This window comes from Nostocoides sp., from assembly GCF_037045025.1.
In the GTDB taxonomy this organism is placed as follows: Bacteria; Actinomycetota; Actinomycetes; order Actinomycetales; family Dermatophilaceae; genus Nostocoides_A.
The window spans coordinates 388,931-403,348 of record NZ_JBAOHM010000005.1 but is presented as its reverse complement, the minus strand read 5'-3'; the positions used below and the strand labels follow the sequence as shown (position 1 = coordinate 403,348).

At 71.2% G+C, this 14,418-nt stretch carries 12 protein-coding genes; 6 read left to right on the top strand and 6 right to left on the bottom strand.

Annotation, left to right across the window (positions count from 1 at the left end; translation table 11 throughout):
• Positions 1-40 precede the first annotated feature (40 nt).
• Together V9G19_RS04370 and V9G19_RS04365 are read right to left on the bottom strand one after the other, a co-directional pair.
• Entirely contained in the window at positions 41-2,854 is a 2,814-nt protein-coding gene (locus tag V9G19_RS04370; RefSeq protein WP_462284252.1) for a glycosyltransferase, read from the bottom strand.
• 7 nt (positions 2,855-2,861) lie between these two features.
• Positions 2,862-3,500 (bottom strand): hypothetical protein, encoded by a 639-nt coding sequence (locus V9G19_RS04365; RefSeq protein WP_462284251.1) that lies wholly within the window; start codon positions 3,498-3,500, stop codon positions 2,862-2,864.
• 96 nt (positions 3,501-3,596) lie between these two features.
• Between V9G19_RS04365 and V9G19_RS04360 the strand changes: the two genes are divergently transcribed.
• The 4 genes from V9G19_RS04360 (at position 3,597) to V9G19_RS04345 (ending at position 8,424) form a co-directional block, all read left to right on the top strand.
• Positions 3,597-5,624 carry a glycosyltransferase family 2 protein gene (locus V9G19_RS04360; protein ID WP_462284250.1) on the top strand — a complete coding sequence of 676 codons (2,028 nt, stop codon included), beginning with the start codon at positions 3,597-3,599 and terminating at the stop codon, positions 5,622-5,624.
• Positions 5,621-7,663, top strand: coding sequence for a glycosyltransferase family 4 protein (locus V9G19_RS04355; RefSeq protein WP_462284249.1), 2,043 nt, complete (start codon positions 5,621-5,623; stop codon positions 7,661-7,663). Before V9G19_RS04360 ends, V9G19_RS04355 begins: the two co-directional genes overlap by 4 nt.
• A 177-nt stretch (positions 7,664-7,840) precedes the next feature.
• Positions 7,841-8,119, top strand: a complete 279-nt coding sequence (locus V9G19_RS04350; protein ID WP_462284248.1) for a type II toxin-antitoxin system RelE/ParE family toxin — start codon at positions 7,841-7,843, stop codon at positions 8,117-8,119.
• A gap of 23 nt (positions 8,120-8,142) precedes the next feature.
• Positions 8,143-8,424, top strand: a complete 282-nt coding sequence (locus V9G19_RS04345; RefSeq protein ID WP_462284247.1) for a HigA family addiction module antitoxin — start codon at positions 8,143-8,145, stop codon at positions 8,422-8,424.
• Between the two features lie 205 nt (positions 8,425-8,629).
• Here V9G19_RS04345 and V9G19_RS04340 read toward each other — a convergent pair whose 3' ends face one another.
• Positions 8,630-9,829 (bottom strand): hypothetical protein, encoded by a 1,200-nt coding sequence (locus V9G19_RS04340; protein ID WP_462284246.1) that lies wholly within the window; start codon positions 9,827-9,829, stop codon positions 8,630-8,632.
• 158 nt (positions 9,830-9,987) lie between these two features.
• On the opposite strand from V9G19_RS04340, the gene V9G19_RS04335 reads away from it, so the two are divergent.
• Positions 9,988-10,608, top strand: coding sequence for a TetR/AcrR family transcriptional regulator (locus V9G19_RS04335; RefSeq protein ID WP_462284245.1), 621 nt, complete (start codon positions 9,988-9,990; stop codon positions 10,606-10,608).
• A gap of 65 nt (positions 10,609-10,673) precedes the next feature.
• Positions 10,674-12,875: an NHL repeat-containing protein gene (locus V9G19_RS04330; RefSeq protein ID WP_462284244.1), complete on the top strand. Its 2,202-nt coding sequence runs from the start codon at positions 10,674-10,676 to the stop codon at positions 12,873-12,875.
• Between the two features lie 30 nt (positions 12,876-12,905).
• Here the strand turns inward: V9G19_RS04330 and V9G19_RS04325 are convergent, their stop codons facing one another.
• The 3 genes from V9G19_RS04325 to V9G19_RS04315 are packed head-to-tail and all read right to left on the bottom strand — an operon-like array spanning position 12,906 to position 14,339.
• A complete protein-coding gene (locus tag V9G19_RS04325; protein WP_462284243.1) occupies positions 12,906-13,331 on the bottom strand; it encodes a TA system VapC family ribonuclease toxin in 426 nt (141 codons plus the stop codon).
• Positions 13,332-13,359: 28 nt separating this feature from the next.
• Positions 13,360-13,578: a hypothetical protein gene (locus V9G19_RS04320; RefSeq protein WP_462284242.1), complete on the bottom strand. Its 219-nt coding sequence runs from the start codon at positions 13,576-13,578 to the stop codon at positions 13,360-13,362.
• Positions 13,579-13,601: 23 nt separating this feature from the next.
• Complete coding sequence (locus V9G19_RS04315; RefSeq protein WP_462284241.1) at positions 13,602-14,339, bottom strand: hypothetical protein; 738 nt, start codon at positions 14,337-14,339, stop codon at positions 13,602-13,604.
• Between the last annotated feature and the right edge of the window lie 79 nt (positions 14,340-14,418).

Here is a 14,418-nt window from a genome sequence, read left to right as displayed (position 1 = left end):
GTCCAGCGATTTCCTTGGCGCAGGCCCACGTCCGCGCTGCTTAGGCGGTGTAGCGCACGACCTGCCCGCCGACCCGCTGGGCGACGTCGGTGACCCCGGCGCGCCAGGCGGCCGCGACGGTGGGCGCGTCGAGCGGCATACCGGCTGGGGCGGTGGCCACGAGCGCACGCAAGGTCGCCAGCGCCGCCTCCCGCGCCCCCGCTTCTCCCGTATGCCGCGCGGCCAGTTCGTCGCCGCTCTCGCCGTCGGCGAGGCGCCGGGTCGTGAACGTCACCCACCCGGGTGCGCCGCTCGCCTCCCCTGCCGCGGACGGCGGGGTTGCGGCGGCGATCTCCTCCCGGGCGATCTCGGCCCGGACCTGCCGCACCCGCTCGGCAAAACTCGCCGTGGAGAAGTGCTGCTCGATCCAGGAGTGGGCGCGAACCACCTGGGCGCGATAGGCCTGGGGGTCGCCGACCAGGCGGTCGAGAAGGGCGGGGACGTCGGCGGGCTCGGCATACAGGCACGCCTCGCCGAAGGTCGCCGCGTGCTTGGGTGCGGCGATGCACACGGCGCCCGAGGTGGCCGACTCCAGCAAGGCTCGGCCAAAAGCCTCATACGCGTTGGGATTATCCATATAGACGACGAAGTCGAGCCCGGCGAGGAAGGCGCGGACGTCGATCTCCTTGTGCTCGAAGAGCGTCCAGTTGGCGGGTTGCTGGACTCCGGCCTGGCCGAGCAGTTTTGGGACGGTGACCGCGCCGCCGAGGATGCGCACGTCATAGCGCTCGGGCAGGCCATAGGCCGCGAGCAGGTCGGCCGGGTCGTCGGGGAACTTGATCCGGTCGTCGCGGGAGAACCGCCCGACGACGGGCCGCTCGTGCACCGGCCGGTCGGGGCGGACATACCAGGCGTCGATGTCGATCAGGCCGGGGTTGTCCCAGGTCGTGATCGACTGGGGCGCAACCAGTCCATCGAGCAGGGCGCGGATCGTCGGGCCCTGCGGGATCCACATCGGCTCGACGCCGAAGAGGGCGCGCGCGTTCGCGGTGATGTCGGCGGGCACATACCGCGGATCGGAGCCGTCCGGTTCGAACGGCGCCTGGTTGGCCATGACAAAAAGCCGCTTGGGGGAGAACGCCTTCGGGAGGGCCGGCGGGAACTGCAGGATCGGCGGATAGCGGATCTGCAGGATGTCGACGTCGATGTCGTCGTCGGGGAAGACCCGCTCGACCGTGCCCGCCCCGATCAGCTCCTGCAGCGGCGCACACAACGGCTGATCGACGCTGGTATAGAACCGCAGCGCCTCCAGGTGGAGCACGCCGACCCGCATCCCCGCGGCAGTGCACGCGGCAATCTCCTGCATCATCGAGATCTGCGGCCCGCCATAACGGCGCCAGTCGCCGCCGAGCACGATGTCGAACTGTTCCGGCGCTGCGAGCTGCGCATCGACGGGCCGGGTCCAGCGCCGGGGCGCGGGGAACGGTCGCTCGCCGTCGGGGTCAAAAAACGGCTCGGCGCCGGCGTGATTGATCGCCTCGTGCCAGCGGGTGTAGGCCTGCTTGTAGGCCGGGCGCGCCTCGTGCCGCCACCCGGCAGCGAAGTCGTCGGCCGACAGCGATTCGGGGCTGCTGCGCAGGATCGTCAGGATGTCGCGCGGGATGTCATAAACCTCGTGCCCGTACGCCGCTGCGATCCGCCGCGCGTATTCGGTGTCGGCCGCCTTGCGCACGGTGTCGAAGAAGCCGATTCGCCCGGGCACGTGCGGCATCCGGAAGAGCAGCGAGGACGCCGCGACGAACGGCCCGAGATAGCCGGGCCGGGTCACGCGCAGCTGCTCGTCGGCGCGGATGCCGAGCGAGCGGGTCGCCATCAGCCCGGGCTGCGCGAGCAGCGGGGCCAGGCCGAGTTCGAGCCGCTGGGGGTGGGCCCAATCGTCGGAGTCGAGGCAGGTGACGAAGTCGCCCCGGGCCTGTCGCAGCGCGGTGTTGCGGCAGCGATAGGTGCCGCCGTTGACCGCCTTGTGGATCACCCGGATGCGCGGATCGAGCGCCTCGACCTGCTCGAGGACGTCTTCGTGGCCGGGGGGTGAGGCGTCGTCGACGATCAGCAATTCCCAGTCCTGCCAAGACTGTTCGATCATCGAGCGGGCGGCGGTGAGCAGGGGCTGGCTGGGTTTGAAGGCGCTGGTGATGACGGTGACCAGCGGGCCGTGCAGCGCCGCCAACGGGGTGGCGGCGGTGAGCCGATCGAGCCGGGTCAGTCCCTCGGCGCCCGGGTGCAGCCTCACGCCGGCCGTCTCGGGGGAGGGCGCGAGCGCCGCGGAAAGGGCGGCGAGCCAGGCATCTTCGTTGCCATCGGTCACCTCGCCGCCGGTCACGTCGGGGTGGGCGAGGTCGGCGCCCAGGAAGTCGGCAACTGGGGCAGTCAGTTTGGTGGCGAGCGCCGAGCGCGCGTCGTCGAACTGGCCTGAGGCATACAGCAATTGGGGATAGAGGTCGAGGTGACGGCGCTTGCAGCCGGCCAGTTTGCCGGCGCGGTCGAGCAGCCGATAGAGGCCGAGCCCGACCTGGCGTCCGCGCTCGTCGCCGAGCTGCAGCGCCGAGACTTGGGCGTATGCCGCGACCAGCTCCGGCTCGAAGCCCGCGATCGCGCCCGCCTCGACGGGCCCACGCGGCTCGGCGGCGCGCATCCCGATCTCGTCCAACCCGGCGGCTAGGTGCCGCCCGTGGGTGGCTCTGTGGGCGAGCACGTCCCGCCCGCTGGGGATGCGCGCCCGCAGCAATGTCGGGGCAAAACCCTTGTCCTGCGGGGGGATTCCGGCAGCAAGGCTCTCGATCACGGCCAACCGGGCCGCGGGGACATCGGCGTCCATCGGGCGGTCAGGTGCCCGCGTCCGGGAGCACCACGCTCACCGCGCCGGCGGGGGCCTCGCCTGCCCCAACGACCCGCACCGCCCCGGCCAGCCCGGCGAGTTCCAGACGCTCGCGGTCGGCGCTGTCGGGGTCGACGACGACCACTCCCAGCCCGCGCGCGGTCGCGCGCCGGGCCCGCTCGATCGAGGCCTCGGTGACCGCGTGCAGGGTCAGCACCGCCCCGGCCGGCAGAGCGTCGATCGGGTCGGCGGGCGGCGGGGTGGGAGCCGCGGCCCCGGTCGCCCGGTCGAGCCGCGCCGCGGCCCGGTCCAGGGTCGTCTGGGCGCGGTCGAGCCGCCCGACATACTGGGCTTGGAGCAGCCGCAACGCGCCGGTCAGATCGTCCTGGCTGGCCGGCGCGCTCACCGGCCCGGTGATCAGGCTGGCGCCCGCGGCGCCGCCGCCGAGGCGCTGGGTGCGATCCCACGCCAACCGGTGGCTGCGCACGAGCGTGTTGGTGTTGAGCGCAATCACCCCGAGGACGCCGAGCATCCCGGCGACGGCGAGCACAACCAGCCACCACCACGACAGCAGCGCGCCGAGGAAGCCCAACAACCCGAGGATCCCGATCGCGCCCAGCCCGGCCAGCACCCGCTTGGACGTCATCTGCGCGTGATCCTCCGCTCGCTCGACTCGCGGCCGGGTGGTTCCGGCCCTGCATTACGCTCGGCGATTATTCCACGCAACCAGGAAGCGACCCCGATGCCGACCCGCGTGCCCGTGCTCGATGTCGCTGTTGCTCGCCTGGCCGCCCGGGAGTTGGCGCTCGGCGAGATCCACGGCCTGGCCCGGGCGGCACTGCGGACCGGAGCGCCCAAACTGCTCGACGTCCTCGCGCTGCGCGCCAGCGACGGGTATGCCGCGGCCGCCGACCTGGCCGCCCACCTGGACACCCACGACCGCTGGCCGGACCGCTGCCTGACCCAGCCACAGGAAGCCCTCGCGCTGGCGACCGTATGGGCGGTCGGCGACGAGGCGTGGCGCGCGCCGCGGCGGGCGCGAGCGGCATACGCGGACATCCTGGAGCGGCTGGGTCCGCAGCCGTTCACGGACGCGGAGTCGGCGGTCGTCCTCTTTGCCCAGCTGACGTGTTTTGCCGGCGAGCGCGCCGAGCTGGAGCGACTGCTCGGCATCCTGCCGCTCAGCCCGGCCGAGCAGGCCGACCTGCGGCTCGACCTCGCCAATCCGTATGCCGCGCCGCCCGGCGCCCCTTCGGCCGACCGGGCGAGGTGGCTGGAGTTGTTCAACGCTCGCTTCCGCGAGGCCGGGCTGGCGCCGGTCGCAGTGGACGAGGCGGCCGAGCATCCGTTCGACGGCCTGCACGCGGCCACCGGGGCCAGCGTCGACGGGCCGCTGGTCACCGTTATCGTCCCGTGCTTCCGGCCGGATGCCGCCGGCCTGCTCAACTCGGTGCGCTCGATGCTCGCCCAGAGCTATGCCAACCAGGAGATCCTCCTCGTCGATGACGCGTCCGGCCCGGGCTTCGGCGAGGTTTTCGACGAGGCAGCGGCGCTCGACCCGCGCGTCGATATCCTCCGGATGCCGCTCAACGGCGGCAGCTATCTCGGACGCAACGCGGCGATCAACCGCGCCCGCGGCCACTTTGTCACGACCCAAGACGCCGACGACTGGTCGCACCCGCAGCGGATCGCCGACCAAGTGAAACTGTTGCGCGACAATCCGTTTGCGCCGGCCAGCCGCAGCGACGCGATCCGCGCACTCGATGACCTGACGGTCTCGTGGCTGGGCTATCCCTCCCGCCGGCGCAACGCGTCGTCGTTCATGGTGCGCCGCTCAACGATCGAAACCGTCGGGGTCTTCGACACCGTCCGCAAGGGCGCCGACTCCGAATATCACGAGCGCGTCGAGCGCCGGCTCGGGCCGACGCTCGACACCTCCACTCCGGGGGCGATCACCCGGTTGCGCGGAGGGTCGTTGTCCCGCAGTGATTTCCGGATGCTGTGGATGACCCCCGACCGGGCGCTCTATCGGGCATCCTTCCGGGCGTGGCACGACACGCTCACTCCCGAGTCGCCGCCGCTGTGGGGCGCGGATCAGTTGCGGCGCCGGGCCTTCCCCGCGTCGTGGTCCTTCCGGCGCAATCTGCCGGGAGGCGCGCCGCCGCGGATCGCCTTCGACGTCGTCTATCTCGCGGACCTGGCGTCGGCGAGCGCGCTGACCCAGGAGTCGACGAGGGCGCTGATCATCAGCAAGGAGCGCCGCAGCGCCCTTGTCTTCCAAGAAGATCCGACGAGTGGGCGGCCGCGGCGGCCCAACCCGCTGCCCCGAGCGATGAGCCCGGTCCTCAGCGGTCGCATCGACCTGATCAGCGCCGCCGACGCGGCCACGACCGGGCTGCTTGTCGTCCTGACTCCCGGCCTGCTGGAGATGCCAAGCCTCGACCGTCCGCACGTGCGCCCCGGGCAGATCGTCGCGCTGCTGCCGCAGCCCAGTGACGGCGTCGCGCCGGACCTGTTGGCGATGCGGGAGGGGGCGCGCGCGATCTGGGGTGTCGAGGTCGGCTGGGTTGCCCCGAGCCCGCAGGATGCGGCTGCCTGGAGTGTTGACCTGGGCGAACCAGTCCCCGATCTGGCGCAGCTCCTCGCCAGCCTCGGCACTGCGTCGGCGGTGGATGGCGTTGTGGCGCAGGAGCCTCCGGCCTCCGGGGCCGTGGACATTGAGTCCGGACTGGTCGAGGTCGCGGGGGAAGCTGAGGAGGGGGCGCCGTGACCGGCCAGGTGTTGATCCTCGCCGAGGATTCCGGCCGCGCCGGGCATGTCGTCCACCAGTGGGCGCTGGCCCATGCGGGCCAGGACGTCCGCGCGACGGTGGTGCACACCGGCCGCCGGGCTTTGCGCGGCTTGCCGCCGACCGTCAAGCAGATCCACCTCGGTGCCGGGGCGGCCGGCGCCGACCTCCAACCCACGCGGCGCCTGGTCGGCTCCCTGCGCGCGAACCCGTTGGTGGCCAAGGCAGTTGCCGCGGCCGACACGCTGGTCGTCCCCGATGGCAAGGCGGGAGCGGGGCGCAAGGTGACCAAGGGCCGCGAGGTTGCGGTGGTCGAGTGGCGCGGCTTCCTCGAGCAACTCGCTGACGCCCGCCAGCGGCAGCTGCTCGAGCGGCATACGGGAGGAGCGCAGGCGAGGACGGGCCTAGCGGTGTTGATCGCGGAGGCGATCGGAGCGGCATACCGCTCGCCGGAGTTGATGGAGGCGATCGGACGGGCGAGCGCCGACCTGCTCGCCGCCTCCGGCTATCGCGAACTGATCGCCATGTGTGACGTTTTTGCGACCCTGCCGGCGACCGACGGGGACGCCAACGCGATCGCGGCCATCCTGCGGATCGCCGAACTCACCCTCGGCTCCGGGCCCCAGCCAGGCGATGCGGCCACGGCGAGAGCGGCATTCGATGCGGCGATGGACCGCGTTGAGCGGGACGAGTTGGCTGCGGCCGTGCGGCTGGTGACGCTCGGATTGCGACTGGTCTTCCACAGCGAGTTGCACGCCGACGGGCAGCGGTCGCTGATCGTCGACGACCCGCCCGGCGTGTTGGCGCCGTGGCGGGAGTCGCGCTTTGGGCGCTATGTGGCGGCCCTGGAGGAGGGTGGCAGCGGCCAGGGTGTCCAGAGCGCGGCGGTGGGCGAGTCGCCGCGGATCGTGGTGCTCGCCGGGGCATACGGCTCCTTCTATCAGCCGGTCCTGGACGTGCTGACGCGCGCCGGGCACACGCCGGAGTTGGTGGCCGCAGACGACCTGGGGCCGATGCTCAAGCGACGGGACCCGACCGAGCAGATCGTCGGAGAGTGGCTGCGGCTGACCGACCCGCAGCGGTGGGACGCGCTGCCCGAGGACCGCGGTGCCGCTCGCCAGCTCGGTGTGCTCGCCGAACGGCTTGCCGGCGCCGACGTCGTCTTCGCCGACTGGTGCGACCCGGGGGCGGTGTTCGCGTCCTATCTGGCTCCCCCCGGGGCGCGGATCGTGGTGCGCATGCACCGGGTCGATGCCACCAAGGCGTGGGCGCAGCTTGTCGATTGGCGGCGGGTGGACGACGTGCTGCTCGTCAGCGAGCATGTCCAGGCGTTCGTCGCGCCGCAGCTCGCTCCGCCGGGGCAGCCGCTGCCGACCCGTCTCACCGTGGTCAACAACATCATCGATGTCGAGCGCTACCGGCGCCCCAAACTCCCTGGCGCCCATCGGGCGATCGCCATGGTCGGGTGGGGGCGCCGGGTCAAGGATCCGATCTTTGCCGTCGAGATCCTGCGGCTGCTGCTGCGCGACGACCCCTCCTGGCGGCTGCATTTCATCGGGCGCGATTTCGCCGACTCAGCGCTCACGCCGGTCGCCGACTACCTCGCCCGGTTCCGCGAGCTGACCGCCGACCCGCAGCTGCGTGACGCGATCGTCTGGGTGGGCTTCACCCGTCGGCTGGAGGAGGCGCTGGACGCGTGCGGTTTCGCGTTGTCCACGAGCGTTGTCGAGGGCTGGCCGGTCGGGGTCGTTGAGGCCGCCGCCTCCGGCTGCGTCCCGGTGATCCGTGACTGGCCCCAGGTCGCTGCGCACGGCGGGGCCCGGCAGATCTATGCCGACACGCCCGACTGGGTGGTCACCACCCCTGAGGAGGGCGCCGCCCGGATCAGCGCGCTCGCCGACCGGCGCGCCTGGGTGGCCGAGTCGGCCCGCAGCCGGGAGGCCGCCGACCGGCTGAGCGCCGCCGGCGCGACCACGCAAGACTACCTGCGCGCCATCCTCGGCCCCGGGGACCTGCCCTGACGTAGCAGCCGATTCCACTCCCCGCAGACGAACGACCCGCAGACGGACGAGAGGACTCAATCGGCACGAAACTGTCGCAAAACCGTGCCGATTGAGTCCTCTCGACCAAGGCAATGCCTCTCGCCCTGGCCTTGCTAGCCTCTTGTGTCGCGTTGCGATACGCGATACGGTACTTCGGTGATCATCGGCTTCCGGCACAAGGGCCTGGAGCGGTTGTATCGAGACGGATCGAAGAAGGGCGTGCAGGCGGCCCACGTCCCAAAGCTGCTACGCATCCTGTCCGTGCTGGACGTGGCGCAGTCACCTCAGGACGTGCGGATCCCCTCCTTTCGAACGCACCCGCTCAAGGGCGACCTGGTCGGGCACTGGTCGATCTGGGTGAACGAGAACTGGCGGGTGACATTCAGATTCGTCGACAACGACGTTGAGCTTGTGGATTACCAGGACTACCACTGAAGAGGAAGGTGATGACGTTGGCGATGAAGAACCCCGTGCATCCCGGTGAGATCCTGCGCGAGGACGTGCTCTCGGACCTCGGTCTGGGCGTCACCGAAGCAGCGCACCGGCTGGGCGTCTCGCGGGTGGCGCTGAGCCGGGTGTTGCACGGCCATGCTCGGATCAGCCCGAACCTGGCTGTGCGCCTCGAAGAGGCCGGTGCCGGAACCGCCCGCGCGTGGCTCGCCATGCAGTGCGCCCACGACCTGGCCAGGGAACGCGCGTCCGGCACCCCCAAGGTGCGCCGCCTCTCCGACGTCGCCTGACGTCCCGACGGTTCCTCCGGTACGCCCGGCCATGTCGAGAGGGCGTTACGCCACGCGCCCGGCGGCCATTCCGGGAACAGCGTCCCGGCACGCGCCCCGCGGCCATGTCGAGAGGACCGTTCCGGTACGCCTGGCGGCGAAAACCGTGCAGAGAGGTTCCTCTCGATCACGGGATTAGTCTCCGGTCGCCGGCGAGGGCTTCCGTTCAGTTGGCCAGGCGGCTGAGCAGTGCCCGGGCCGCGCTGACGTGCTCGGCCGGCAGGTGGTGGGCTACCGGGCGGCGGGTGAGCGGCGAATCCTGCGCGGCCAACAGGATGATCTCGCCTCCCCGCGCCTCGGCGTCCCCCAGGTCGGGCAGCGGCGCCGGAGACCAGGGCAGACCCTCGGGGGTCGGCGCATCCACGACCAGCGTCAAGCCGCGCAAGCGTTGGGCCGTGCCCCCGGGCGCGGGTGAGGTCGCACGCCGACCCGTTCCCGGCCCGACGACGGCCACCTCGTCCTCCAGGCCGTGTCGGCGCAGCACGGTGGCGACCGGGGCCACGTCGTCGGTGACCAGGGTGAGCCGGATCCGGTCGCGCTCGGCACGCTCCAATAGCGTCACGGCCCGCAGCACGGGGTCGAGCACCGGCAGTCGGGCGGCGTCCACCGATCCAGTGATGTGCACGCGGTCATCCGGCACGCGGTCATCCCCTGCGGGTCCGCCGTCGGCCGATATCCCGGCGTGGCCGGGGTCGGCATCCCGGAGCGGGGGCCGAGCCCAGACCTCCACCCGCGAACGGACGCCACGGACGGCGGCCCAGCCCGGGGTCGCCGCCAGGGCGTCGGCCAGCTCGGGGCTGCCGACGACGATCCGGTCGGCTCCTCCGGCGACCAACGCGAGGACCCAGTCGGCCACCTGGTCGCTCGCCGGCTCGGGCACCTCCCAGCCGCGCAGCAGCCGGGCGCAGGTGTGCAGCAACGCATCCTGGACGACCGGCGCGTCCCGCCGGGCCCCAGTCGGCTTGTGTGTGGGCAGGTCGATCAGGTGCGCGGTCCACGTCGGGACGGTGCCATTGCCGCGCGCCAGCGCCAACACGAGATGGTCGACGAGGCCGCTCGTCCCGGAATAGCCGGCCTCCCAGCGCGCCCCGCCCCGAGCCCAGGCGCGGATCGCGCGGACGGCCGACTCGGCATACGCGGAGAGTTGTTGCCAAGTCTCGGGCGCCGGCGCAGGCAATGAGACCGTATGGCGCAGCCGCCGGTCCATCAAGGCCCGCGGGCTTTCCCGGGTGGCAAGCCCGTCGAGGTCGGCGCGGACGACGTCGCTCGGGCCGGCGCCGACCGCGTCGAGCCAGGCCGCTGCGGAACGGGCGGCTTCGAGGCGCCACGGAGCGCACGCCCAGCAGGACGCCAGGGTCGCGGTCATGGGCCCATCTTGGCCCACGAGGAGGTCAGAGGTCGCCGGGGATGCGTTCGGTGGAGGTCATGCCGCCAAATCTAACCGTGGCCCGGCACTATCGCAACTTTTCGTTGCGTTATCCGGGTTGACACCCAACCAGGTGGGTCCCGTGCCAAGGTGTCGGAGTGAGCGAGACGGGACGGGCGGTGCGGCCCGGCGGACGCAGCGCCACCAAGCGGGCGGCGGTCACCGGCGCCACGCTCGGGTTGCTCGCCGAGCGGGGGATCGGCGGCTTCGGCATCGAGGACGTCGCCGCCGCCGCCGGGGTGCACAAGACGACGATCTATCGGCGCTGGGGGAGCCTCGATGAGCTGCTCGTCGAGGCCGTGGGTGCGCTGGTGGACCAGGCCGTGCCCGTGCCCGACACCGGGGACACCCGGGCCGACCTGGGCGCCTTTGCCGGCGCGGTGATCGCGCTGCTCAACGATCCCGCCCGTGGGCCGTTGATTCGTTCGCTGCTGTCGAGCGGCAAGGCCTCGCCGCAGGTGCGGGAGGTGATCCACGAGTTCTGGCGAGCGCGCCAGCGGGCCATCGCCCCGATCGCGTTGCGCGGCATCGAGCGCGGCGACTTCCCGGCCGGCACCGACCCGGCGCGGGTGATGGCCCAGCTGGGCGCGCCGATCTATTACCGGATCCTCGTCCTCGGCGAGGATGTCGACGCCACCGACGGGACCCGCGCCGCCGCGGCTGCCTATGCCGCTGCCCGCGCCGGGGTTTTCGTCGCCGGCAAGCCACCGCAGGGCTGAACGCGGCGGGCTGAGCTGCGGCACGCGGCATACGGCGTGCCGGTCGGTCATGTCACTATGGGGGCATGCCTTCCTCGCCGAATGGGGGGTTGTTGCGCACGCGAGGCACGCGACACTCCCGCACGCTCCTGCCCCTGGCCACCGTTATCGCCGTCGCGGCAACTCCCCTGCTGAGCGCGGCGCCAAGCGCTGCCACGGCATCCGTCACGACCGATGATGCGGCGTGGACCACGCCGGCCTTCGTGCGCACCGTCGGTGCCCGCGGCTCCGCCGGGCTGTATGCCTGGGGGGTCGCCTTCAACCCGGCGACCACGCACGTCCTGGTCGGGGACTACCTGAACTATCAGGTGCGCGAGTTCACCACCGAGGGGACCCTGCTGAAGTCGTTCTATCGCTCGGCTTCGGAGCGGCGCGGCCAGCCCGAGGGCATCGCGGTCGACCCGCGCACTGGCGACATCTTCGTCTCCGACCACGCCCGCGGGTCGGCCGGATACGTCGCGCGGTTCAGCGTCGGCGGCTCGTTCAAGCAGGAGTATCGCCTGCCGGGCGTCCGCTACAACGCGTGGATCACCGTCGATCACGCCGGCTATCTCTATGTCAGCGACAGCCACTCGTGGAACAACGCGGCCGACCCGCCCAAGATCCGCAAGTTCGACGTCTCCGGCTCGAGCGCCCGCGAGGTGCTGTCGTTCGGCAGCTACCCGAACCTCGGGCAGATCACCGGGGTCGCCGTCGACCCCGAGGACGGCAAGATCTATCTCGCCGACCTCAAGAACAAGCGGGTCAACGTCTGGAACAGCAATGGCACCCCCCACGCGATCATCGGCGACGGCAAATTCTCCGGCGACATGCGCGGCGTCGCGGTTAACGAGGGCAACCGCCAGCTCTATGTCGTCGACGCCGGCGCCGGCCAGGTCGAGCGGTTCAACCTCGACACCAAGGCCCACCTGGGGACCTTCGGGTCGCTGGGCAGCGGCCCGGGGCAGTTCGGCGACGGTGGGCGAGGGATCACCGTCGACGATCACGACGACGTGTGGGTGGCCGACTACGGCAACACCCGCGTGCTGAAGTTCAGCGCGTCCGGCAGCTTCCTGGCCGCCTATCCCAATCCGCCCCAGAAGCCGCCGGCCGGCTCGCTTGCTCAGCCCCGCGACGTCGCCATCGGTGCGGCCAACGCGGTCTGGACCGTCGAGCAGAACAACCACCGCCTGCAGCGCTTCACCCCGGCCGGGGCCCCCAACGGCATGTGGGGCAAGCGCGGCTCCACCCCGCCGCTCGGCTTCAACTATCCCCGCGGCATCGCGGTGCAGCCGGGAAGCGGCCGGATCTGGGTGGCCAACACCACCGAGGCAAGTGTGCGGGTCCTTACCCCGACGATGAAGCTGGCCTTCGAGATCAAGAAGCCGGGCTATTTGACGGAGGTGATCGACATCGAGTTCGGCAATGGCAAGGCCTATATCGGGGACGCCAACGGTGGCCGGGTGATCATCGTCAACCCGTCCAACGGGGCCATCCTGGGGGCCATCAGCAAGCGGTGCGCGGGCGTGGCGGTCAACCCGGCCGGCGGCGACGTCTATTGCTCGAGCTGGTATGACGACCGCATCTATCGCTACTCCAAGTCCGGTTCGCTGCTCGACACCTTCGGCACCCCGGGCTCGGGGACCGGTCAACTGACCAACCCATGGGACATCGACATCGCCGGCGGCACGCTGTGGGTCACCGACGCCGACCGCGCCAAGGTCCTCGCCTATTCCCTGGGCGGCACTTTCCTGGGCGAGTTCGGCTCCGCTGGTGACCGGCCGGGCCAGTTCAACAACCCGTCCGGCATCACCCACGACGGCAGTGGCAAGCTCTATGTCGCCGACGCCGGCAACGACCGCATCCAGGTCTTCGACCCCAAGGCCAGCCTGCCGAGCGACTCCAGCGCCCCCGCCGTGCGGATCACCAAGCCCTCCGGGAGCACGCCGCTGCCGGTCCCGACGACCCTCACCGGCACGGTCAGCGACAACACCCGGGTCGGCACGGTTGAGCTGGCCATCCAGAACCAGACCACAAATATGTGGTGGGACGGCCGCACCTCGACGTGGGCCTCGACCAAGGCGTGGACCAACGCCGGCGTCAAGGGGAGCGGCACCACCTCGGGCCAGTGGTGGTTCCCGCTCATCGGCGCCCAGCGCGGGCAGGGATATCGCCTGGAGGTCCGGGCCTTCGACGCGCGGCTGAACACCAGCGCGATCGTGGTGACGACCTTCCGCACCTCGGGCTGAGCCGACCGTCCCCAGAAGTCGCCCGGTCCGCTAGGGCTTCCACACCTCGACATGACGCCGATCCGCTGGCGCCAGCCAGGTCGGGAGCGCGGCGTCGAAGGTCGCGAGGAGGCAGGCATGGCGCGCCGCCAGATCGACCAGATGCAGATCGGTCACCTGGCGCCGCCCCGCGAGAACCCGGACGTCGACGCGTGCATCCACAAAGGACGCCTCGTCGGGGACCCACCTCCAGCCGTCTTCGTTGCGCAGTGCGCTCACGGCAGCCAATGCCTGGGAGATCGAGACCGTCCGTCCCACGACGGCAGGGGTGAGCAACAGCCGGAGGAAGCCAGACTCCGTCAGGGGTGTCGTCGCGAAGGTTTCCAGCTGGCGGTAGGCAGCGCGAGCGGCTCGGTGATGGACGTGCTGGTCCCACATGAGCGCGAGGAGGACGTTGACATCCAGCAGTCGTGTCACCGAGGCCGATGCCTCATCCCCCGCGCGATCAGTCATCGTCTCGATAGGCCGCCACCAGGTCATCGGTGACCACGTGGCCGGGGGCGCCGTGCAGCACGAGAAGTCCGTCGGTCGGTGCCGGCTCCGAGAGCGCGAGTCCCGCGAGAGCGATGTCCGAGACGGCCCGGCCCAGCGAGATCCCCTCGGCCCGCGCTTTAGCGCGCGCGGCGCTGAGGACGACGTCGTCGAGCTCCAGCGTGGTTCGCATCACGACATCATAGCATCAGTGACCTAGTCCCCAGCTGTCGTGGCGAAGGCTTCGAGCACGGTCTCGTGGCGCTGATCCTCCAGTGGCCTGCCGCCGGCCAGCAGTTGCGAGACGGTGGCCCGGAACACGGCCAATCGGTGGCGATCGGGGTCCCATGTCCGATAGGCAGCCGCTACTGCAGAACCGATGGCGCCAAGCGACAGGTCCGCGGGTGGCGGGTCGTGCTCCTGGAGAAGTCCGTTGATCCGCCGCACCTCGGCCCGGACCAGCGGGGCGAACGCCCGATCGCTGCGGAGCACGTGGTGGCGTGCATTGGGGTGCTCCGCTACGACGTGGCGAACAAGAGCTGTCCGCTGCGGCTTCGTCAGCTCGGCATCGGGGTTGATGACGAGGTGGTCAGGTGCCACGTCAACCGCCCGGGCAGCAGCCAGCACCTCAGTCCGTGCCGCCGCGGCCAGGGCCGATGGCGCAATCGCATCCTTGAGTTCACGGTTGACGGCGGCAGCCTGGTCCGGTGTGACGCCGCCCAATAGGTAAACAAGATGGCTGCGCCCGGACAGGATTTGCGCGAGAGCGTCCTCGCCGTAGGCGATCTCGGCACCGGGCCGGGCAACATACCAGATCTCGTGGCCCTGTAACCGGTGCGCCGCTCGGCGCAGGGAGTGTTTGAGCGCAGCGCGGTGTCCCCTCGTGTCGCGCCAGGTGCGTCGCGCGGACCAATAGGCCCTGCCTACGCCGGCTCGGCGGGCGAGGTGACCCAACGTCGTGCCTTCAGCCCGGGTCGCCTCTGCGCGAGGCCGTTCCTCAGAAGGTTCTGGCTGATGCGTCTCCTGCGTCGGG